Origin of the sequence: Sandaracinus amylolyticus (assembly GCF_000737325.1) — a bacterium.
Classification (GTDB): Bacteria; Myxococcota_A; Polyangia; order Polyangiales; family Sandaracinaceae; genus Sandaracinus; species Sandaracinus amylolyticus.
Window position 1 is genome coordinate 5,456,073 of the sequence record NZ_CP011125.1, and the last position, 19,348, is coordinate 5,475,420.

General features: G+C 73.6%; 18 protein-coding genes. 10 read left to right on the top strand and 8 right to left on the bottom strand.

Annotation, left to right across the window (positions count from 1 at the left end; translation table 11 throughout):
* Nucleotides 1-159 precede the first annotated feature (159 nt).
* The 4 genes from DB32_RS23160 to DB32_RS23175 all read left to right on the top strand — a co-directional run bounded on the left by DB32_RS23160 (nt 160) and on the right by DB32_RS23175 (nt 4,820).
* Entirely contained in the window at nt 160-1,080 is a 921-nt protein-coding gene (locus DB32_RS23160) for a phosphatase PAP2 family protein (protein WP_169791525.1), read from the top strand.
* 67 nt (nt 1,081-1,147) lie between these two features.
* Nucleotides 1,148-2,506, top strand: coding sequence for an acetyl-CoA carboxylase biotin carboxylase subunit (locus tag DB32_RS23165; protein ID WP_205627074.1), 1,359 nt, complete (start codon nt 1,148-1,150; stop codon nt 2,504-2,506).
* The gene (locus DB32_RS23170; protein ID WP_053234818.1) at nt 2,488-4,215 is read left to right on the top strand and encodes an acyl-CoA carboxylase subunit beta; all 1,728 of its coding nucleotides are present in this window, start codon (nt 2,488-2,490) and stop codon (nt 4,213-4,215) included. The genes DB32_RS23165 and DB32_RS23170 overlap by 19 nt, the downstream gene beginning before the upstream one ends.
* Nucleotides 4,212-4,820 (top strand): acetyl-CoA carboxylase biotin carboxyl carrier protein, encoded by a 609-nt coding sequence (locus tag DB32_RS23175; protein ID WP_053234819.1) that lies wholly within the window; start codon nt 4,212-4,214, stop codon nt 4,818-4,820. The genes DB32_RS23170 and DB32_RS23175 overlap by 4 nt, the downstream gene beginning before the upstream one ends.
* 341 nt (nt 4,821-5,161) lie before the next feature.
* Here the strand turns inward: DB32_RS23175 and DB32_RS23180 are convergent, their stop codons facing one another.
* The 3 genes from DB32_RS23180 to DB32_RS23190 all read right to left on the bottom strand — a co-directional run bounded on the left by DB32_RS23180 (nt 5,162) and on the right by DB32_RS23190 (nt 6,983).
* Entirely contained in the window at nt 5,162-5,566 is a 405-nt protein-coding gene (locus DB32_RS23180) for a hypothetical protein (protein ID WP_053234820.1), read from the bottom strand.
* A 71-nt stretch (nt 5,567-5,637) separates the two neighbouring features.
* On the bottom strand, nt 5,638-6,177 hold the full coding sequence (locus DB32_RS23185; RefSeq protein ID WP_053234821.1) for a hypothetical protein: 540 nt from the start codon (nt 6,175-6,177) through the stop codon (nt 5,638-5,640).
* The gene (locus DB32_RS23190) at nt 6,174-6,983 is read right to left on the bottom strand and encodes an SDR family NAD(P)-dependent oxidoreductase (RefSeq protein WP_075097986.1); all 810 of its coding nucleotides are present in this window, start codon (nt 6,981-6,983) and stop codon (nt 6,174-6,176) included. Before DB32_RS23190 ends, DB32_RS23185 begins: the two co-directional genes overlap by 4 nt.
* Nucleotides 6,984-7,020: 37 nt before the next feature.
* Here DB32_RS23190 and DB32_RS23195 point away from each other — a divergent pair, with 37 nt between their 5' ends.
* Nucleotides 7,021-7,554, top strand: a complete 534-nt coding sequence (locus DB32_RS23195; protein ID WP_169791526.1) for a hypothetical protein — start codon at nt 7,021-7,023, stop codon at nt 7,552-7,554.
* On the opposite strand, the gene DB32_RS23200 is transcribed toward DB32_RS23195, so the two are convergent.
* The 3 genes from DB32_RS23200 to DB32_RS23210 form a co-directional block, all read right to left on the bottom strand.
* On the bottom strand, nt 7,555-8,835 hold the full coding sequence (locus tag DB32_RS23200; protein WP_053234824.1) for a hypothetical protein: 1,281 nt from the start codon (nt 8,833-8,835) through the stop codon (nt 7,555-7,557).
* Between the two features lie 41 nt (nt 8,836-8,876).
* Nucleotides 8,877-10,178 (bottom strand): hypothetical protein, encoded by a 1,302-nt coding sequence (locus DB32_RS23205; RefSeq protein WP_053234825.1) that lies wholly within the window; start codon nt 10,176-10,178, stop codon nt 8,877-8,879.
* A gap of 84 nt (nt 10,179-10,262) precedes the next feature.
* Nucleotides 10,263-10,784, bottom strand: coding sequence for a hypothetical protein (locus tag DB32_RS23210; RefSeq protein WP_053234826.1), 522 nt, complete (start codon nt 10,782-10,784; stop codon nt 10,263-10,265).
* Between the two features lie 38 nt (nt 10,785-10,822).
* Between DB32_RS23210 and DB32_RS23215 the strand changes: the two genes are divergently transcribed.
* The 5 genes from DB32_RS23215 (at nt 10,823) to DB32_RS23235 (ending at nt 17,714) form a co-directional block, all read left to right on the top strand.
* Complete coding sequence (locus DB32_RS23215) at nt 10,823-12,781, top strand: type ISP restriction/modification enzyme (RefSeq protein ID WP_053234827.1); 1,959 nt, start codon at nt 10,823-10,825, stop codon at nt 12,779-12,781.
* A gap of 31 nt (nt 12,782-12,812) precedes the next feature.
* On the top strand, nt 12,813-14,426 hold the full coding sequence (locus DB32_RS23220; RefSeq protein ID WP_053234828.1) for a hypothetical protein: 1,614 nt from the start codon (nt 12,813-12,815) through the stop codon (nt 14,424-14,426).
* A 230-nt stretch (nt 14,427-14,656) separates the two neighbouring features.
* Nucleotides 14,657-15,025: a hypothetical protein gene (locus DB32_RS23225; RefSeq protein WP_157069314.1), complete on the top strand. Its 369-nt coding sequence runs from the start codon at nt 14,657-14,659 to the stop codon at nt 15,023-15,025.
* A 20-nt stretch (nt 15,026-15,045) separates the two neighbouring features.
* Nucleotides 15,046-16,941 carry a DEAD/DEAH box helicase gene (locus tag DB32_RS23230; protein ID WP_053234830.1) on the top strand — a complete coding sequence of 632 codons (1,896 nt, stop codon included), beginning with the start codon at nt 15,046-15,048 and terminating at the stop codon, nt 16,939-16,941.
* Nucleotides 16,942-16,943: 2 nt separating this feature from the next.
* Nucleotides 16,944-17,714 (top strand): hypothetical protein, encoded by a 771-nt coding sequence (locus DB32_RS23235; protein ID WP_053234831.1) that lies wholly within the window; start codon nt 16,944-16,946, stop codon nt 17,712-17,714.
* On the opposite strand, the gene DB32_RS23240 is transcribed toward DB32_RS23235, so the two are convergent.
* On the bottom strand, nt 17,711-18,505 hold the full coding sequence (locus tag DB32_RS23240) for a M23 family metallopeptidase (protein WP_053234832.1): 795 nt from the start codon (nt 18,503-18,505) through the stop codon (nt 17,711-17,713). The two genes, DB32_RS23235 and DB32_RS23240, sit on opposite strands and share 4 nt — an antisense overlap.
* Nucleotides 18,502-19,260 carry an SIMPL domain-containing protein gene (locus tag DB32_RS23245; protein WP_169791527.1) on the bottom strand — a complete coding sequence of 253 codons (759 nt, stop codon included), beginning with the start codon at nt 19,258-19,260 and terminating at the stop codon, nt 18,502-18,504. Before DB32_RS23245 ends, DB32_RS23240 begins: the two co-directional genes overlap by 4 nt.
* Between the last annotated feature and the right edge of the window lie 88 nt (nt 19,261-19,348).

Genomic DNA, 19,348 nt, shown 5'->3' on the forward strand with positions numbered 1-19,348 from the left:
CACTCCGACGTGTCGCAAAGCCAGCGTACCGACAGGGCCCACCTCCCTTCGTACGGAGAGCGTATCGTGAATCCGATCGCGCCGATCACGAGGGGTTGTGGAGCGCCCGGTGGCTCGCAGATAGCCGACGTGCGTCTCTCGATACCTCTCGTGCTCTGCGTGACGATCGTCCCCGCGATGCCGATCGCGGCGCAGGACGTCCCGCGTGATCCGGCGCCGCAGCCCGCGACGGAGACCCAGGTGCGGACGCCGATCTCGCCGGTCGCGCCGTACGCGGCAGGGCTCGCGGTGTGGGCGACCGCGCTCGGGATCGGGCTCTACGAAGCGCCGTGGAGCAACGGCAGGGTCGACGCGGGCTGGGCCGACGCCGCCCTCGTCGAGCCGGTGATCCCGCCGCTCGACGAGCTCGACGACATCGATCGGGACGAGGCGACGCTCCGCACGATCTCCGACGGCACGCTCGTCGGGACGATGCTCTACACGCAGCTGATCGACATCGTGCTGGTGCCGCTGATCCAAGGCGACGTGCACCTCGTGTGGCAGGCGACCTCGGCGCACTTCCTCGCGCTCGGCACGTCGCTCTCGATCGACGCGATCGCGAAGCACGCGACGTCGCGCGAGCGCCCGTACGGCCAGCGGCTGTGCCCCGACCACCCCGACTTGCCCCAGTGCAACAACGACGATCTCTACGCGAGCTTCTTCAGCGGGCACACCGCGCTCTCGTTCACGTCGGCGGGCACGTCGTGCGCGCTGCACCTGTCGCGCGGGCTCTACGGGAACCTCGCGGCCGACATCATCGGCTGCGCGATCCCGGTGGCGGGCGCGGCGACGACCGGCGCGCTGCGCGTCGCATCCGACAGCCACTACGTCACCGACGTGCTGGTGGGCATGACGGTGGGCTTCGTGAGCGGCTACCTGATCACGCTCGGCGTGGTGCCGTCGCGGGTGCGCGTGCCGGTCGGAGAGGTGGCGCAGGCGAGCTCCGACTTCACGTGGGCGGTGGTGCCGACCGCGTCGGTCTCGCACGAGCAGGAGGTGGTCCGCACGACGGTCGGCGCGGCAGCGACGGGCACCTTCTAACCCCCCGAGAGCTTCGTCATCGCGCGTACTTCCGGGCGCGTCGCCGCTGCGCTACGGTGCCGCCCTCATGAGCCCAGGGCCCATCTTCCGTCGCCTCTTCGTGGCGAACCGAGGCGAGGTCGCGGTGCGCGTCGCGCGAGCGTGCGACGCGCTCGGCATCACGCCGGTGTTCGGCGTGTCCGAAGCGGATCTCGACGCGCCGTACCTGAGCGGGCGCGAGCGCGTCGTGCTCGGTCCGGGGCGCGCCGCGCTCAGCTACCTCGACATGACGCGCGTGGTGCAGGCCGCGAAGCAGTCGCGGTGCAGCGCGCTCCATCCGGGCTGGGGCTTCCTCAGCGAGAACCCGACGTTCGCGGCGCTGTGCGAGCAGCACGGGATCACGTTCGTCGGTCCGCCGGCGCGCGCGATGGCGCTGATGGGCCGCAAGACGCCCGCGAAGGACGCGATGCGGCGCGCGGGGCTCACGCTCATCCCGGGCAGCGACGGCGTGCTGCGTGATGCGGACGCGGCGCTCGAGGCCGCGGAGCGCACGGGCTATCCGGTGCTCTTCAAGGCGGAGAGCGGCGGCGGCGGGCGCGGCATGCGCATCGCGCGGTCGCGCGACGAGGTGAAGAGCGCGTTCGACGACGCGCGCGCCGAGGCGACCGCCGCGTTCGGCGATCCGCGCGTGTACATGGAGAAGCTGCTCGAGGGCGGCCGTCACGTGGAGATCCAGCTCATGGCGGATCGCTACGGCGACGTGATCCACGTCGGTGAGCGCGACTGCACGGTGCAGCGCAACCACCAGAAGCTGATCGAGGAGTCGCCCTCGCCCGTGCTCTCGGAGAGCGAGCGCGCGCGGACGCTCGCGGCGGCGGTGCACGCGACGCGCAGCATCGGCTACGTCGGCGCGGGCACGATGGAGTTCCTCATGGACGAGCAGGGAACGCTGCGGTTCATGGAGATGAACACGCGCCTCCAGGTCGAGCACCCGGTGAGCGAGATGCGCAGCGGGCTCGACCTGATGCGCGAGATGATCCTCGTCGCGGCGGGCCACCGGCTGAGCGTGGAGCAGGAGCAGGTCACGCTGCGCGGCCACGCGATCGAGTGCCGCATCAACGCGGAAGATCCGCACGAGGGGTTCCGCCCGAGCCCCGGCGCGATCACGCGCTTCGTGCCGCCGGCGGGCGAAGGCGTGCGCGTCGACACGCACGTCGCGAGCGGGTACGTGGTGCCGCCCTTCTACGACTCGCTGATCGCGAAGCTGATCGTGCACGGGCGCGACCGGAGCGAGGCGATCGAGCGCGCGGTGAGCGCGCTCGAGTCGTTCGTGGTCGACGGCGTGAAGACGACGATCCCGATGCACCTCGCGGTGCTCCGTTCCGAAGAGTTCCGCACCAGTCGCTACGACACTCGGAGGATCCCCGGATGGCCCACGTCCCGCTGATCCCGATCGGTGCGCCGCGCGCGCAGGTGATCGACGACCGCGCGTTCGACGAGCACCGTCGCGCGCTCGCCGCGAAGGAAGAGGTGCTGCGCGCGCGACGTCGCGAGGTCGAGGCCGGCTGGGGCCCGAAGTACGTCGAGCGCGTGCACGCGAAGGGCAAGCTCACCGCGCGCGAGCGCGTGGCGCAGCTGATCGATCCCGGCACGCGCACGTTCGAGGTCGGCACCTTCGTCAACGAAGGGCTGAAGTTCGGCGACCTCAGCTCGCCCGCGGCGGGCGTGGTGACGTGCTTCGCGCGCATCGAAGGCCGCTGGTGCATCGTCATCGCGAACGACAACACCGTCGCGAGCGGATCGTGGTGGCCGCGCACGCCCGAGAAGATCCAGCGCGCGCAGCAGATGGCGCTGAAGCTCCGGCTGCCGACGATCTACCTCGTCGACTGCAGCGGGCTCTTCCTGCCGGAGCAGAGCAACTCGTTCCCGGGCGCGCGCGGCGCGGGGCACATCTTCAAGATGAACTCGCTGCTCAGCGCGAACGGCGTGCCGCAGATCGCGGGCGTGTTCGGCGACTGCATCGCGGGCGGCGGCTACATGCCGATCATCAGCGACCGCGTGTACATGACCGAGCAGGCGTACATGGTCATCGCGGGCGCGGCGCTGATCAAAGGCGCGAAGAGCCAGAAGCTCACGTCGCTCGACATCGGCGGGCCCGAAGTGCACGTGCACGCGAGCGGCTGCGCCGACGTGCGCGTGCCCGACGACGAGACGCTGCTCGCGAGCGTGCGCGCGGAAGTGCGTCGACTGCCCTCGAGCGCGGCGGACTACTACCGCGGCGGCATGGGCGCGACGGATCCCGCGCTGCCGGCGCACGAGCTCGCGGGGATCCTCCCGGTCGATCATCGCGAGGGCTACGACGCGATGCAGGTGCTCGCGCGCCTCTGCGATCAGAGCCTCTTCTGGGAGTGCATGCCCGACGTCGGCGAGGAGATCGTCTGCGGCGTCGGTCGCGTCGGCGGCTTGTACGCAGGCTTCGTGATCAACCGCCAGGGGCTCGTCGGTGATCCCGATCATCCCGACGATCCGCGCCCCGCGGCGATCCTCTATCGCGGCGGCATCGCGAAGGTCGCGGCGTTCTCGCGCGCCTGCAACGCGGACGGCATCCCGCTGATCTGGCTGCAGGACATCTCGGGCTTCGACATCGGCACCGAGGCCGAGCGTCAGGGCCTGCTCGCGTACGGCTCGAGCCTCATCTACACGAACAGCACGAACGACGTGCCGATGTTCACGGTGCTGCTGCGCAAGGCGAGCGGCGCCGGGTACTACGCGATGACGGGCCTTCCGTACGACCCGGTCGTGCAGCTCTCGACGACGCTCTCGCGGCTCAGCGTGATGGAAGGACGCACGCTCGCGATCGCGACCTACAACACGAAGCTCGACGACGACTTCCGCATCGTGGCGAAGGACGAAGGCGAGCGACGCGCGATCGAAGAGGGGATGAAGCAGGTCGAGCAGCGCATCGAGAAGGACATGGATCCCTTCGTCGCGGCGCGGCAGATGGACACCGACGAGATCATCGAGATCGGCGAGCTGCGCGCGTGGCTCGAGACGCTCGTCGAGGCGGCGTACCAGTCGACCGGGCATCGTCGCGTGAAGAACTCGCGCATCTGGAGCCTGCACGACCTCGCGGAGCTCTCGGGAGGCGTGCGATGAGCGGCGCGATCGATGGACGTCGCTTCGTCGGCGAGCTCGCGCTGATCGCGCGCGCCGGGGAGAACGGACGCACCGAGCTGCTCGCGCCGCGACCGGGTCTCTTCCGCGCGGCGCCGCAGGAAGGCGCGCTGTTCGCGCCGGGGATGGTGCTGGGCGAGCTCGAGGTGCTCGGGGCGCGCTACCGGCTGATCGTGCCCGCGAGCGCGCAGGGCGCGGTGGTCGCGCTGCCGGAAGGACGTCGCGTCGCGCGGCGTCCGGTGCAGCACGGCGAGCGTCTGGTCACGCTCGATCCCGCAGCGGTCGTGGGCGCGTCGGCGAGCGCGGCCGAGCAGCGCGGCGCGGCGGGCGCGGGCCTCGCGTTCCGCGCGCCGATGAGCGGGCGCTACTACGCGAAGCCGGGCCCCGACGCCGAGCCGTTCGTGAAGGTCGGCGACGTGATCGAGACGGGGCGCACGATCGCGCTGCTCGAGGTGATGAAGACGTTCAACCGCGTGCAGTACGGCGGCGCGAGCGTGCCCGAGCGCGCGAAGGTCGTCGCGATCGTCCCGAAGGACGGCGACGACGTGAACGGCGGCGATCCGATCCTCGCGCTCGAGCCGGCCTGAACGGCGTCGAACATCGGCTCGCCCCCGCCCAGGTCCCTCCGTCCGCGTGCTCCGCACGCTCCCATGCGGGCCCTGCGCACTCCACATCGGCTCGCCCGCCCAGGTCCCTCCCGTCCGCGTGCTCCGCACGCTCCCGTGCGGCCCTGCGCAGGCGAGCACTGCACATCGGCTCGCCCGCCCAGTCCCTCCCGTCCGCGTGCTCCGCACGCTCCCGTGCGGGCCCTGCGCAGGCGAGCACTCCCGCTGGGGCTCCAAATCGGCTCGCCCGCTCAGGTCCCTCCCGTCCGCGTGCTCCGCACGCTCCCGTGCGGGCCCTGCGCAGGCGAGCACTCCCGCCTGGGCTAACACCAGCTGGCGGGCCAGCGATCGAGCCGCGCGACGAGGCGTTCCTCGGTGCGGCGGTGCTCGAGATCGCGCGCGTCGGCCGAGCCGACCTCGGTCCACGCGACCCCGCGATCCTCGCTGACGAAGAAGCGCTCGCGGCGCGAGCCTTCGTCGGTGTCGTTCGCGCGCCAGCCCTCGGCGACGCGCGCGAGCAGTCGATCGCCGACGTCCCAGACGTCGACCCCGAACCCGTGCGTCACCGCGAGCCCTCCGACGTGACCCGCGCCGACCGCGAGATCCTCCGCGATCAGCGCGCGAGACGCGCCTCGCACGCACCACACGTCCTCGCGCGCCGGCTCACCCGCGACCGCGTCGCGGGCCTCGGTCACGACGAAGACGGCCATCTCGTCGTCGTCCCCCATGTGTCGACGATCGCACCAAACTGGCGCGAATACCGCAAGAAACTGCGCAGCGCGCGATGGGTCGCGGGCGATCAGCGCCGCACGAGGTGCAGCAGCGAGCCGGGCGCGCCGCTCGGAGCGCGCAGATCGGCGAGCGCGGCGCGGACGCAGCCTTCCTCCGCCGAGCCCCCGAGCTCACCGCCGAGCCCGAGGGTGATCGCGCCCGTCGCGTCCCACTCGACGCGCACGACGACGCGCTCGCTCGAGGCGCACGCGAGCACGTCCTCGCGTCGTGCATCGAGCGATGCGCGCACCGCGCTCGTCGCGGCGTCGTCGCCGCTCGGCGCGCTCTCGCCGCCGCTCGTCTCGACCGGCGCCGTGGTCGCGCTCTCCGCGCCCGACGCGTCCGCGAAGCGCACGCGGATGCACTCGGGCTCGTTGTCCGACGTGGTGCACGCGACGTCGACGTGACGGCCGCATCCGCTCGCGCGCCATGCGCTCTCCGCGCGCTGCACCAGGTCGACGTCGTCGCAGTCGATCCAGTCGCGCGCCCGATCGCGCGCACGCGACTCGGCGTCCCACGCGCCGCATCCCGCGCACGCGGCGACGAGCGCGACGACGAGCGCCCTCACGAGCCTTCGCTCGTGCGACGCGTCTTCATCATGTGGCGCACGACCGGCACCACGACGCGGTTCGGGATCACGCTCGCGAGCACCGCGCCCGCGCGGTTCACCGCGCCCGGCACCACGATCACCCGGCCCGCCGCGTACCCCGCGAGCGCGCGCTCGACGGTCTCCTGCGGCGTGAGGACCGCGGCACGCTGCGCCGGCGGGATCTCGATCTTCGCGCGCGTCTGGAACCCGGTCGGCACGGGCCCCGGGCAGAGCACGCTCACGCGCACGCCGGTCCCACGCAGCTCCTCCGCGAGCGCCTCGCCGAAGCTGCGCACGAACGTCTTCGTCGCGCCGTACACCGCGAACATCGGCGTCGGCTGGAACGCGGCGGTCGACGCGACGAGCAGCACGCCACCGCGACGGCGCGCCACCATGCCGGGCAGCACGTGGTGCACCACGCCGACGACCGCCTCGCAGTTGAGCCGCACCATCTCGGTCTGCGAGCGCGTGGTCTCCTCGACGAAGGGGCCCCACGTGCCGTAGCCCGCGTTCGCGACGACGTGATCGATCGCGACGCCGAGCGCGTCGAGCTCGCGCAGCAGCGTGTCGAGCCCTGCTGCATCGGCGAGATCCGCGGCGATCACGCGCGCTTGGACGCCGTGCGCGGCGCCGAGCTGCGCGGCCAGCGCGCCGAGCTTCTCGCGCGAGCGCGCCGTGAGCACGACGTTGCACCCGCGCTCCGCGAGCTGCCGCGCGAGCTCCTCGCCGAGCCCCGAGCTCGCGCCGGTGATCAGCGCCCATCGACCGCCGAAGAGTCCGTCCATGCGGCGCCCTTCGTAGCGCGGCGCGCGCTCCGCGACCATGCTCGCCCCCCGCACGCGCATGAGCTGGCTCGGCGACGACACGCCCCTCGGCTGGGCGATCACCCTCGCCTACGCGATCGCGGCGGGCGTGACGCTCCATGCGGCGCGCGGCGTGCGCGCCGTCGCAGTGCGCCGCTTCGTGGTGCTGAGCGGGCTCGCGCTCGCGGCGCTCGCGGTCAACAAGCAGCTCGATCTCCAGACCGCGGTGTTCCGCGCCGGACGCAGCGCGACGTTCGCGCTCGGGCTCTACGAGCATCGCGATCGACTGCACGTGTTCTTCCCGGTGCTCGTAGGAGCGGTGCTGCTCGTCGTGCTCGTGGTGCTCGCGGTCGCGCTGCGGAGGCACGTGCGCGCGCTCGCGACGATGCTCGCGGGATGGGCGCTCCTCGCCGTCTTCGTGGTGGTGCGCGTCGCGCTGTTCAGCCACCTCGTGCGCGTGCTCGGATGGACGTGGCTCGAGAGCGCGTGGCCCGCGCTGCTCGAGCTCGGCGCGATCACGCTGATCGCGATCGGCGCGCGACGCGCCCGGTGATCACGGCCCGTTCGGCGGCGCGCACGGCGGCACGACGAAGCTGACGACGTCCTGGCACCAGCTCGGATCCTGCCCGTTGGACAAGCATTGCTGGGCCTGCGCGCCCCCCGCGAAACGACCGGAGAGCACGACGGTCTCGCCGCAGTTGCGCACGGTGATGCGGTAGTCGACGGGCCGGCCCTGGATGCAGCTCTCGTAGTGCGCGACGCGCACCGAGTACGTGCCGCGCGGCGCGCGACCGGTCGGCCAGTACACGTGCTCGTTGTCCACGCCGAGGTTGCCGCTGCACGCGGCGTTGGCGTCGAGATCGAGGTGCCCGCCGCTCACGCCCGTCGTGTTCCCGAAGTACACGGTGTTGCCGGTGGGATCGGTCACGTAGAGATCGAGATCGGTCGCTTCGCTCATCGTGAGCGCGACCTCGACGTCGCCGGTGCCCACCGGGAGCACCGAGAGCTCGCGCGTGACCCACGGCGACATGCGGCCCTGATCGTCGATCGCCGCGATGCGCGCCACGACGCGGAACGCCTGGCCCGACGACGCGAGCGTTCCGTCCTGACGGATCGGCGCGCCGATCGTGAAGCGCACCGTCGCTCCGTCGGAGCCGCTCGCCGAGACCACGCCGAGCTCCGTCGGCACCGTCGCGGGCAGGACGAAATGACCGCGGTATCCGTCGAACGCGATCGTGTACGCGGTCACGCCCGGACCGCCGCTCGCGTCGGCCGCGCGCACGCGCGCCTCGGCGGGCACGCCCGCGAGGATCGTGAGCGGCCGATCGGGCTGCTCGCCGACGTCGTGTCCGATGCGCGGCGCGGGCTGTCCGGACGCGCTCGGTGCGGAGCCCGGCTGATAGCGCGCACCGTGCACGATCCACGGCGTGTCCGCGCTGCGCCCGGATTGCCACGGCTGCGGCAGCGGAGTGCGACCGAGCGCGCGATCGGAGGGGATCATGCCCTCGACGCGAACGTGCGGGCTCGGCACGTAGCGACGGCGCATCTCGGCGAGGGGATCGCCGGTGGGACGCGGCCCGGTCGGATCGCCCGGCGCGCTCGCCGTGGGATCGCCGGCGGCCGGAGCGTCCTCGTGGTCGCGCGTGTCGAGCGCCGGCTGCGCGAAGCGCGTCCACGCCCCGGCGACGAGCCCCAATCCTCCCGCGAGCAGCGCGACCGCGAGCAACGCGACGACGCACCCGATCGCGACGCGCCGGCCGCCCCCGGTCGGCTCGGGAGGGTCGGTCAGGCGATCGTCGATCCGCGCGCGGCGCTCGGAGGAGGTGCGAGCCACGCGGCGATCCTACGCCGGGCGTGGCGCGTTCCTCCGCGGTTTCAGCGCGCCGCGCGTGCTGCCGCGAGCATCGGCTCGTACGCCGCGCGCAGCGCCGGTGCGTCCTCGCGCGCGACCGTCGCGTGCCGTCGCCCGAGGTCGTCGCCGGTGAGCAGCACGAGCTCCTGGAACGCACGCGAGCGCAGCGCCGGCGAGTCCTGGTCGAGCGCCTCGAGCAGCCACGCGGCGCGTCCTCGCGTGCGCTGCGCGCGCCACCAGAACCGCCAGGGAAGACGATACGCGCCGTGATCGCGCGCAGTCAGGATGCGCAGCGCATCGCGCGCCGCGGTGGCGATCGGCTCGGCGTCCGCGAGCGCCTCGACGAGGAGCGGCACGCTCGCGGCCTCGCGCATGCGGCCGAACGTGCGCGCGGCGGTGCGCCGCCAGAACGGAGGCGCGCTGCGATCGACGAGCGCGACGCGCAGCCGGCCGAGCATCGCGGCGAGCGCGGGCTGGCCCTGGTGCGCGCAGAGCGCGAGCGCGGCGAAGTCCGCGATCGTCGCGTCGTCGTCGGCGAGCGCGCGAACCAGCGGCTCGACGAGCTCGGCCGAGGGCGCCTGCGCCGCGACGCGCGCCGCGCACACTCGCACGTGCCACGCGTGCCCGGGCGCGAGGAGCGCGGCGAGGTGCGGCCCCGACGCCGTGCCGAACGCCGCGAGCACCGCGCACGCGGCCGAGATCTGATCGGCGCGCGTGCGCGGCCGCAGGTGCGCGAGATCGAGCCACAGCAGGCCCGGGAACTCGCGGGCGATGCGCGGCAGCAGCGGCAGCCCCTCGCGCAGCGCGCGCGGGCCGAGCGCCGCGAGGTGATCGGGCCCCGAGCGCGCGATCTCCGACGCGAGCTGTGCGAGGCGATCGGGCGGCTCTTCCGGCACGATCGCGGGCGGGCTCGACGCGCGTGCGGTGCGGACGATCGCGGTGGTGGGATCGTCCCGCCTGCGCGGCTTCGGCGCGCTCGCGCTCTCGGGGCGCACCGCTGCGCGGAACGTGCTGCGCGTGGCCGGCGCAGGCGCCTCGAGATCGGGCGCGCCCAGGTCCGGCGGGCCCAGATCGGGCCGCAGCGCATCGAGCACCGGGTCGAGCTCGTCGTCGCGCGCGACCTCGAGCGCCAGCCGCGGCGGCTCGAGGCTCACCCGCGCGATCGCGCGCCGCTCGATGACGCTCTCGTCCTCGGCCTCGCGCACCTGGATCTCGTGCACCTCGATGTCGTGCACCTCGACGTCGCGCACCTCGGCCTCGCGCGCCGCGGCCGGCGTGTTCGCGCGTGAACGTGGATGCCCGCCCTCGCCGTCCCCCGAGCTCATGGCGGCGCGAGAAATGCCCGTTCTGCGCGGCGCACGCAAGGACCGCAATCGGCGATCGCCGGGCGCGATCGGGGACGTCCGACCTCAGCCGGAGAGCTCGTGGCGGAACACGCAGGCGTGATCGCCCTTCGAGAGCAGGCGCGTCAGCGGCACCAGGCGATACCGCGGGTTCAACGCGCGGAACGTCTCCGTTTCGAGCGAGTGCACCAGCTCCGTGCAGATGCGCGGCTCGTGCGTCGCGAGATCGGCGAACGGACATGCGGTCTCGTGCTTCTCCGCGACCTCGCGCTCGCGCAGCACCCAGTGCCCGGTGACGCACGTGACGCGGTCCTCCCAGTCCTGGATGCGCCCGAGATCGCCCATGTCCTGCACGTCGATGGAGAGCGCCCGCGCGAGTCGCGGCGCGCGCCAGCGAGCCCAGCGGTTCGCGGTCGCGGTGAGCTCGCGGAGGACGCGATCGCGCCCGAGCGTCTTCTGCTCGGTGATCGCGACGCGCATCGCGAGCCGCACGCCGCGCACGATGCGCGCGCGCAGCACGGGATCGTGCTCGGCGCGCTCGGCGAGACGGAACAGGATCTCCTCGACGTCCTCCCGCAGATGCTCCACGGTGCGGAGCTTTGCACGGTGGGCGCGAGCGCGGCCAGTTGCGACTCGTCGAGCGCGTCGAGGCGAGCGCGAGAGAGCGTGATGCGACGCTCGATCGCGAGACCGCGCGGACCCGCGGCGTCGTCCACACCCCGGCGGCGATCGCGCGCTTCGTGGCGCACGCGGCCGATCTCGCGCTGCGCGAGCACCTCGCGAGGCCCGACGGGATCGCGAGCGACGACGTGGTGCTGGTCGATCCCGCGACCGGGCCCGGTGTGTTCCTCGCGGCGCTGATCGAGCACGGCATCGCGTCCCGCGCGCGACCCCGCGCGTGCGTCGGGCTCGACGTCGACGGCGACGCGATCTCGCGCGCCGATGCGATCGTCGGTGCAGCGGCGCGCGACCTGGAATGGCCGCTGCGTCTCGCGCAGGGCGACGCGCTCGCGTCGCTCGCGCCGGTGCGCGAGCTCGAGGACGACGACGTGGTGCGCGTCGTCGTGGGCAACCCACCGTGGGCCGCGCGCAGCGCGAACCGCGACGCGCGCCTCACGGAAGCGCTGCTCGACGACTTCCGTCGCGACGACACGGGCGCGCCGCTCGCGGAGCGAAAGATCGGCGTGCTCTCCGACGACTACGTGCGCTTCGTGCGCTGGAGCGTGGAGCTCGTGCGACGCGCGCGACGCGGTGGCGTGATCGCGCTCGTCACGAACGCCTCGTTCCTCGACGGTCCGGTGCACCGCGCGATGCGCGCCGCGCTCGCGCGCTGGCTCGATCGGATCGACGTGATCGATCTCGGCGGGTCGAGCCTGATCGCGCGCGCCCGCGGGATCGACGACGAGAACGTGTTCGGAGTGCGGCCTTCCGTCGCGATCACGATCGGTGTGCGCGCGCCCGTTCGTCGCGGAGCGACCGCGCTGCGCATCGCGCGCGTCGAGGGCACGCGCGACGAGAAGCTCGACGCGCTCTCGCGGCGCGCGCTGCGCTGGGAGAGCCACGATCCCACGGGAACGTGGCGCCTCGCGCGCGGCGGTCCCGCGCCTGCGACCTACCGCACGTGGCCGAGCCTCGACGCGTGGATGCCGTTCCATCGCGAGGGCCTGCAGACGAACCGCGACGAGCTCGTGATCGCGCGCGATCGCGACGCGCTGCTCGCGTCGCTCGAGACGTTCGCGCGCGGCGGCGCACGTCGCGCCACGCCGCACTGGGATCCCGAGCGCGCGCGGCTCGTCGCGCGCGAGCTGTTGCGCGATCCCGATCCGCACGTGCGGCGCATCGCGTACCGACCGTTCGACGAGCGCGTCGCGCTGGTGCACCCCGCGCTGTGCCATCGCCCGCGCCCCGAGCTCGCCCGCGCGCTCGACGCGTCCGGCCTCGCGCTGATCAGCGCACGCAAGGATCGCGGACAGCTCCCTTGGGCGTGCTTCGGCGCAGCCCGCGTGCTGCCCGACAATTGCTGGCTCTCGACGCGCTCCTCGTGCCGCGCGCGCGCGTTTCCGCTCTGCGATCCCGAGGGCGCGCCGAACCTCGATCGCGATCTCGCGCGACGCGCCGAGGACGCGAGCGGCGCCGCGCTCGACGCGCGCACCTTCGCGACGTGGGCGCTCGCGTGGATGGCGTCGCAGCCCTATCGCGATCGCTGCGACGACGCGCTCCGCACCGACTATCCGCGCATCCCCGCCCCGCGCGACGGGACCGAGCTCGCCCGAATCGCGCGCCTCGGCGAGGCGATCGTGCGCGCGCTGATCGAGCCCGCGACGCCGCTCGCGATCACCGTCCACGAGGCCCCGCCGGGACGTGCGCGCGTCCTCGAGGACGAGGGCACGATCGAGCGCGGCGGCGCGCGCTGGATCGAGGGCGTGCCCCCGCGCGCGCTGCGGCTCGTCATCGGCCACCACGGCGCGCTCGCGTGCATCGGCGACGACCCGGCGGCGATCCTCGGCGCGCTCGACGCCGCCGCGCGCGCCGTCGACGAGGCGAGCCGCGCGATCGCGGAGCTCGACGTGCTCCACGATGCGTGACCGCTTCCCGCCTGGTGTACGATGCGCGCCCATGAGGCTCTGCTTCGTCTGCCTCGCGCTCGTCGCGCTCACGACCGCCTGCACCGCCGAGACCGCCCCCGGTCGTGGTGTGGCCCTGCGCGACCCGCTGGGGCTGATCGACGACGTGTACGGCGCGGGCAATTCGCTGCGCCTCTACGTGCTCCCCGCCGGCTCGTTCGCGTGCACGCCCGCGAGCGGCACGGTCCTGCCCGATCCGCCCGACGTGCAGGAGACCTTCTCCGACGCGGTCGTCGACGTGACGCTCACGCGCGACGATCTCGCGAGCTACTCGGTCGAGCTGCCGCCGGGCGACTACGTCGTGCTCGCGCGCGGCAAGGGCACCGACCCGGTGAGCGGCCGCATGAACGTCTTCATCGCGACCGGGTGCGCGACGTCGACGGTCGCGGACGGCGAGACCGTCGGCGTCACGGTGGTGCTCGCGCCGATCGTCGGCATGGGCGAGTGCGGCGATGGCATCCTCAGCCCCGACGAGCAGTGCGAGACCGGCGCGCCCACGTGCACCGACTGCCGCACGGTCGCCGAGACGCTCAACACGTCGACCGACGCCGATCAGACCGCGCCGCGCGTCGCGGCGCGCAGCGGCCAGCGCGTGGCGGTCGCGTGGGAGGACGACGCGACGAACGTTCGCTTCCGCCTCTTCGACCCGAACGGGCGCCCGCTGACCGGCGGGCTCGCCGTGGACACCGAAGCGACGCTCGCGGGTGTGCAGAACGGCGGCGGCATCGCGGTCGCGCCCGACGGTCGCGTCGCGCTCTCCCTGGTCGACTTCCCGGCCGGCGACGTCAACGCGCGCGTCGTCTTCTACAGCCCGTCGCTGATGCAGCAGGCCACGCCCGAGCTGCGCGCCGATCGCACCGGCATCCAGAACGGCCCGGCGATCGCCTATCACTCGAGCGGCGCCGCGATGGCGGTGTTCCAGGACGCGTCCTCGCCGACCGGGCTCTCGGGCCGCGCGTTCGCGACCGGCACGACGGCGCCGAGCGGCGCCGAGGCCTTCGAGGTCGGCACCGGTCAGGCGGGCGGCACCACGCCGGCGATCGCCGCGACGTCGAGCGGGTTCGTCGTTGCGTTCGCGGCGCTCGGTCAGATCTACGTGCAGCGCTTCGGCACCGACGGCGCGCCCGTCGACGCGGCCGCACAGCCCGTCGCCGACGCCGGCGGCATGCGCACCGCGCCCGCGCTCGCGGCGCTCGCCGACGGGACGTTCCTCGTCGCGTGGGCGGAGGCGAACGGCGACGGCATGGGATCGGGCATCCGCGCGCGCGTCTTCTCCGACGCCGGCGTCGCGGCCGATGCGCCGTTCACGGTCAACTCCACGCTGGCCGGCGATCAGCTCGAGCCCGCCGTCGGGGCCGCGGGCGATCGCTTCCTCGTCGCGTTCCGCAGCGGCAACGCGGTGCGCGCGGCCGTGCGATCGCCGTCCGGCGATCCGTCGCTCAACCGCGAGCAGCCCCCGACGCTCGGCGACTTCGAGGTCGCCGGCACCGGCGCGCGCCCCGCGGTCGCGGTCATCGGCGCCGGCGCCGATCAGGCGTGGTGGGTCGTGTACCAGGCGCCCGGCGCGGGTGGGCTCGACATCTTCGGGCGGCGCTTCCCGCTGTGACCCGCGCGGGCCTGCACGGCCTTCCAGCGTTGTTTCACGGATCGGTCTGAGCTACGACTGCCGGGAAATTCTGCTGGTTCGCGGACTGATCGCCGCGAGCTTCGCCCAGGATCGTGCCGAGCCCTCCGGAGCCCACTCCCCCGTCGACCGCACCCGCGCCTCGTCCGCCGAGATCGCGCGATGCGAGCCGCATCGGACGCCGGATCGCGAGCGCGCTCTACGTCGTGCTCGTGATCTACGTGATCGGTGCCGGCCTGATCTCGGCCGTGCCCCAGATCTTCTGGCCCGCGGAAGCGCTCGGGATCACGCCCGACTCCGACGCGCACTGCCCGACCGAGCTCGACGCCCTGCGCGCGGATCTGCTCTCCGAGGCCGGAGCCCGCGTCCGCGAGCCGGGCGCCCAACCGGTCGGCCTCTTCCTCGAACCCTGGGACGAGCGCTATCGTGCGCTCGCCGCGTCGTGCGGCGCCCTTCCCTCTTACGCCCTCCTCGCTCGCCTGCGGTATCGCGTCGAGGAGCATCTCCTCCGTTACGAGGCCGACGTGGCCTCGCTCGACGAAGACACCCGGCGCGCGCTCGACGAGGACGCGCGCCCCTGAGCCTCGCCTGCGTGACACTGATGACCGAAGCTTCGAGCCAGCCCACGCCGCCCACCTTCGACGCGCTCGATCTCACGCCCGAGGTCCGCAAGGCCGTCGACGAGATGGGCTTCACCTCGCCCACGCCCGTGCAGCACGCGGTGTTCGAGCCCGCGATCGGCGGCTCGGATCTGATCGTCCAGGCGCGCACCGGCACCGGGAAGACCGCTGCGTTCGGTCTCCCGATGGTCGATCGCCGAGTGCGCCCCGAGGGCGGACAGCAGGCGTTGATCCTCGCACCGACCCGCGAGCTCGCGCTCCAGAGCGCGCGCGAGATCGAGAAGCTCGGCAAACACAAGGGGATTCGCGTCGTCGCGGTCTACGGCGGCGCGCCGATGGAGCGCCAGGTCCGCGAGATCGAAGAGGGCGCGCAGATCGTCTCGGGCACGCCCGGACGCGTGCTCGATCACCTGCGCCGCGGGACGCTCCGCGGCGAGGACCTGCGGATCCTCGTGCTCGACGAGGCGGACGAGATGCTCTCGATGGGCTTCGCGAAGGAGCTCAACGCGATCGTCGATCTGCTCCCGAAGTCGCGCCAGACGATGCTCTTCTCGGCGACGCTCGACGAAGCCGTCCAGCGCCTCGCGCAGCGGTTCCTGAAGGATCCGGTGCCGATCACGCTGTCGAGCGACGCGGTCGGCGCGCTGACGATCTCGCACTACGTCTACCTGCTCTCGGGCCTCGGCAAGAGCCGCGATCTGATGCGCATCCTCGAGGTCGAGGATCCCGAGAGCGCGATCGTCTTCTGCAACACGAAGGCGACCACCGAGCAGGTCGCGGCGGAGCTGCAGCAGGCGGGCTTCCAGGCCGACTGGCTCAACGGCGATCTGCCCCAGAGCGAGCGCGAGAAGGTGCTCGAGCGCACCCGCCGCGGCGAGCTGCGTTACCTGGTCGCGACCGACGTCGCGGCGCGCGGCATCGACATCTCGCACCTCACGCACGTCATCAACTACGACTTCCCGGAGCAGATCGAGTCGTACGTCCACCGCACCGGGCGAACCGGTCGCGCGGGGCGCACGGGCACCGCGATCGCGCTCGTCACCCCGCAGGATCTCGGGGCGCTCTACTACGTGCGCCTCGCGTACAAGATCTTCCCGATCGAGCGCACGCTGCCGAGCGCGGGCGAGCTCAAGGCGCGCGCGGAGCTCGATCGCATCGAGATGCTGAGCGAGGCGTTCGCCGACGGCGCGGTCGAGGCCGATCGCGCGATCGCGCGCCGACTCCTCGTGCACGACGACGCGGAGCGCATCGTCGGCGGCCTCTTGCGCGCGTTCTTCGGATCGAAGGGGACCGCGCCCGGCGAGGTCGACGAGCAGGCGGCCGCCGCGCGCCGTGCCCGCGCGCCGCGCGCGGTGGTGAGCGCGCCCGACGCGAGCGACGCGACCACGCCGGGCGTCGAGATCGCCGCGACGAGCGAGAGCGACGCCGACGAGGGCCGCCGTCGCCGTCGTCGGCGCGAGCGCACCGGCGAGGTGGAGCGCGTCCCGCCCGCGCAGGACGTGTCGGTCGCGCAGCTCGTCGCGGCGCCGGCGCCCGCCGAGGGACCGCCCGAGCGCATCGAGGAGCCGCTCGCGCAGCCCGAGGGCGTCGGCGAGGACCCGTCGATGAGCACGCTCTTCGTGAACCTCGGCCGTCGCGACGGCGTGCGGGTGGGCGACATCATCCGTCTGTTCGAGACGCACGCGAGCCTCGGCAAGGACGACCTCGGGCGCATCCGCATCCGCGATCGCCACACGTTCGTCGGCGTGCCGCGCGAGCGCGTCGACGCGGTGCTCGGCGCGCTCAACGGGCAGAGCTCGCACGACAAGGAGCTCGTGGTCGAGGTCTCGCGCGCCGAGACCCAGGCGCGCAGCGCGCCCGACGCGGCGCAGAGCTGACCGTGCGGCGCGCGATCGCAGCGCTCGTCCTCGGCACCGCGCTCGTCGCGTGCGGCGGGGACGACGACGGCGAGAGCGCGCCGAGCGTGACGCGAGGACCGCAGCGCGGCGGCGGCGTCACCACCGAGAGCGCAGTCGCGGGCGGTGCGAGCGAGCCCGCGCGCGTGATGCCCGATCGCGAAGCCGCGGCGATCCGCGCGCAGACGCGCACGCCGCAGGCGTGGGGCGCGGGCCCGCAGGAGGTCACCGAGACCCGCACCGAGACGACGCCGGGCGCGACGCCCGCGCGCGATCTCGGCGCGGAGCTGCGGAGCGCGATCGGCACGCCGACGCAGTGCTTCGACGCGCAGACCGCCCGCGCGATGAGCGGCACGGTGCGCATCCCGGTGCGCGCGTACGTGACGACGACGGGGCGGATCACCCGCTCCGAAGTGGGCGGCAGCGCGCCCGAGCGCGTGCGCGCGTGCATCGTCGACTCGGTCGAGGCGCTCGCGATGCGCGGACCGGTGGAGGGCGCGCCACGCGAGGTCTCGACCGAGATCGTGCTCGACGTGCGCGCGGACAGCGCACCGACGGCGGTGCCCTCGCAGGCGCCCGAGGTCCCGCTGCAGCCCGGCGCAGTCGCGCCCGGGATCACCCTGCCCGCGCGCGGCGGCGACGATCCCGCGCCCGGCTTCGTCCCGCCCTCGAGCACGCTCCCCGCGGTCGGCCCCGACGAGCCCGCGCCCGGCTTCGTCCCGCCCTCGAGCACGCTCCCCGCGCGCGTCTACTAGAGCGCCGACCGCGGATCGAGCGCGACGCCCAAGAGGTGCAGCCGCCAGTCGAGGTGCGCGCCCGTCACGCGACCGGTGCGTCCCACACGCGCGATCACGTCACCGCGCCGCACCACCGCGCCGATCTCCACGTCGACGCGCGCGAGGTGCAGCAGGCTCGACGTCAGCCCGTGCCCGTGATCGATCACCAGGATCCGCCCGTAGAGCGGCGCGCTCGCGTCCAGCACCACCACGCCCGCGGCGGGCGCCCGCACCGCCGCGCCTTCCGCGGCCGCGAGATCGACGCCCCAGTGACGATCGCGCGCGCCTCCGTCGAGCACCCGATGCACCGCGAACGGGCTCGTCACGCGCCCCTCCGCGGGCATCACGAACCCCGACGCGAAGTGCGCGACCGCGCCGTCGCGCGCACGGAGCACACGAAGGCGCGCATCGATCGCGTCCTGCGCCGAGCGCAGCGCGCCCCGCAGCACGACCAGCTCGCGCCGCACGCCGGTCAAGCGCTCGATCGGATCGCGACGCGCCGCGATCGACACTGCGCGCAGTGCGCGACGCCCGTCCACCCCGCGCACGTCGATCCGCAGTGGGCGCATCCGATCGACCGCGGCGCCGAGCAGCACCTCGCCGCGCGCCGAGACGCGCACTGCGCGGCCGTCGATCCGCACCGTGCTGCCCGGCTCGACGCGCGCGCGCACGAGCGTCCCCGCGAGCGCCGTGCTCGCCACCTCGATCTGCGCGCGCGCCGGGAGCGCGATCGCGAGCGAGAGCGCGAGGACCGCGATCGCGACCCTCACCGCAGCTCGAACACGGTGCGCACGACCACCATCACGTCCTTCTCGACCGACGAGCGGTCGTAGACGCCCTCCCACGACACGCTCGTCTCGTTCGCCGCGTTCACCTGCACCACGCCGACGTTCGCCGACATCAGCGGGCCGAGCGTCGCGCCGCTGTGCTGCGCGACCTGCTCCGCGCGGGCGCGCGCGTCCGCGGTCGCCTCGCCGACCAGGCGGATCTTGATCTCGCCGAGATCGCTGTGGATGTACTCGGGCGCGCCCGACACCACGAGCGCGCCGCTCTGGATCAGCTGCGTCACGTCGCGCGCGACGCGGCCCACGAGCTCCACGTCGCTCGACGTCACCCGCACCGACTGCGTCAGGGCGTAGCCGACGATCTGCTCGGTCCTCACGTTCCCGTCGTCGTCGTAGGCGTAGAGCTCCTCGGTCGCGACCGCGTCGACGTGCACGTCCGCCTCGGCGACGTGGTTGTCGAGCAGGAACTGCCGCACCCGCGGGACGTCGCGCTCGAGGACCGCGTAGGCCTCGGCGACCGTCGCGCCACGCGCGTGCACCGATGCCGACCAGATCGCGCGATCGCTCGTGATGCGCTGGGTCGCGGAGCCCGAGACCACGATCCCCTCGCGCCGGTAGCGCGCGTCGACCCAGTGCCGCAGCCCGAGCACCGCCACCGCCACCGCCGCCACCAGGGCCGCGCTCCACGCGAGCCGTCCGATGAGCTCGCCCCTGCCGCGAGGCTCCGCCGCGTTCGCCATCTCGACCTCCATCCCGCCGGTCCCATCCGGCGCCGCGCAACGTCGGCCGCGCGCGAGCATGTTCCGCGACGACGACGAGAAGCTTCCG

Bases quoted from the DNA above. Each gene is read 5' to 3' on its own strand.
- DB32_RS23165 (WP_205627074.1), top strand. From the start codon at position 1,148: ATGAGCCCAGGGCCCATCTTCCGTCGCCTCTTCGTGGCGAACCGAGGC.
- DB32_RS23170 (WP_053234818.1), top strand. From the start codon at position 2,488: ATGGCCCACGTCCCGCTGATCCCGATCGGTGCGCCGCGCGCGCAGGTG.
- DB32_RS23175 (WP_053234819.1), top strand. From the start codon at position 4,212: ATGAGCGGCGCGATCGATGGACGTCGCTTCGTCGGCGAGCTCGCGCTG.
- DB32_RS23180 (WP_053234820.1), bottom strand. From the start codon at position 5,566: ATGGGGGACGACGACGAGATGGCCGTCTTCGTCGTGACCGAGGCCCGC.
- DB32_RS23190 (WP_075097986.1), bottom strand. From the start codon at position 6,983: ATGGACGGACTCTTCGGCGGTCGATGGGCGCTGATCACCGGCGCGAGC.
- DB32_RS23195 (WP_169791526.1), top strand. From the start codon at position 7,021: ATGCTCGCCCCCCGCACGCGCATGAGCTGGCTCGGCGACGACACGCCC.
- DB32_RS23205 (WP_053234825.1), bottom strand. From the start codon at position 10,178: ATGAGCTCGGGGGACGGCGAGGGCGGGCATCCACGTTCACGCGCGAAC.
- DB32_RS23220 (WP_053234828.1), top strand. From the start codon at position 12,813: ATGAGGCTCTGCTTCGTCTGCCTCGCGCTCGTCGCGCTCACGACCGCC.
- DB32_RS23230 (WP_053234830.1), top strand. From the start codon at position 15,046: ATGACCGAAGCTTCGAGCCAGCCCACGCCGCCCACCTTCGACGCGCTC.
- DB32_RS23245 (WP_169791527.1), bottom strand. From the start codon at position 19,260: ATGGCGAACGCGGCGGAGCCTCGCGGCAGGGGCGAGCTCATCGGACGG.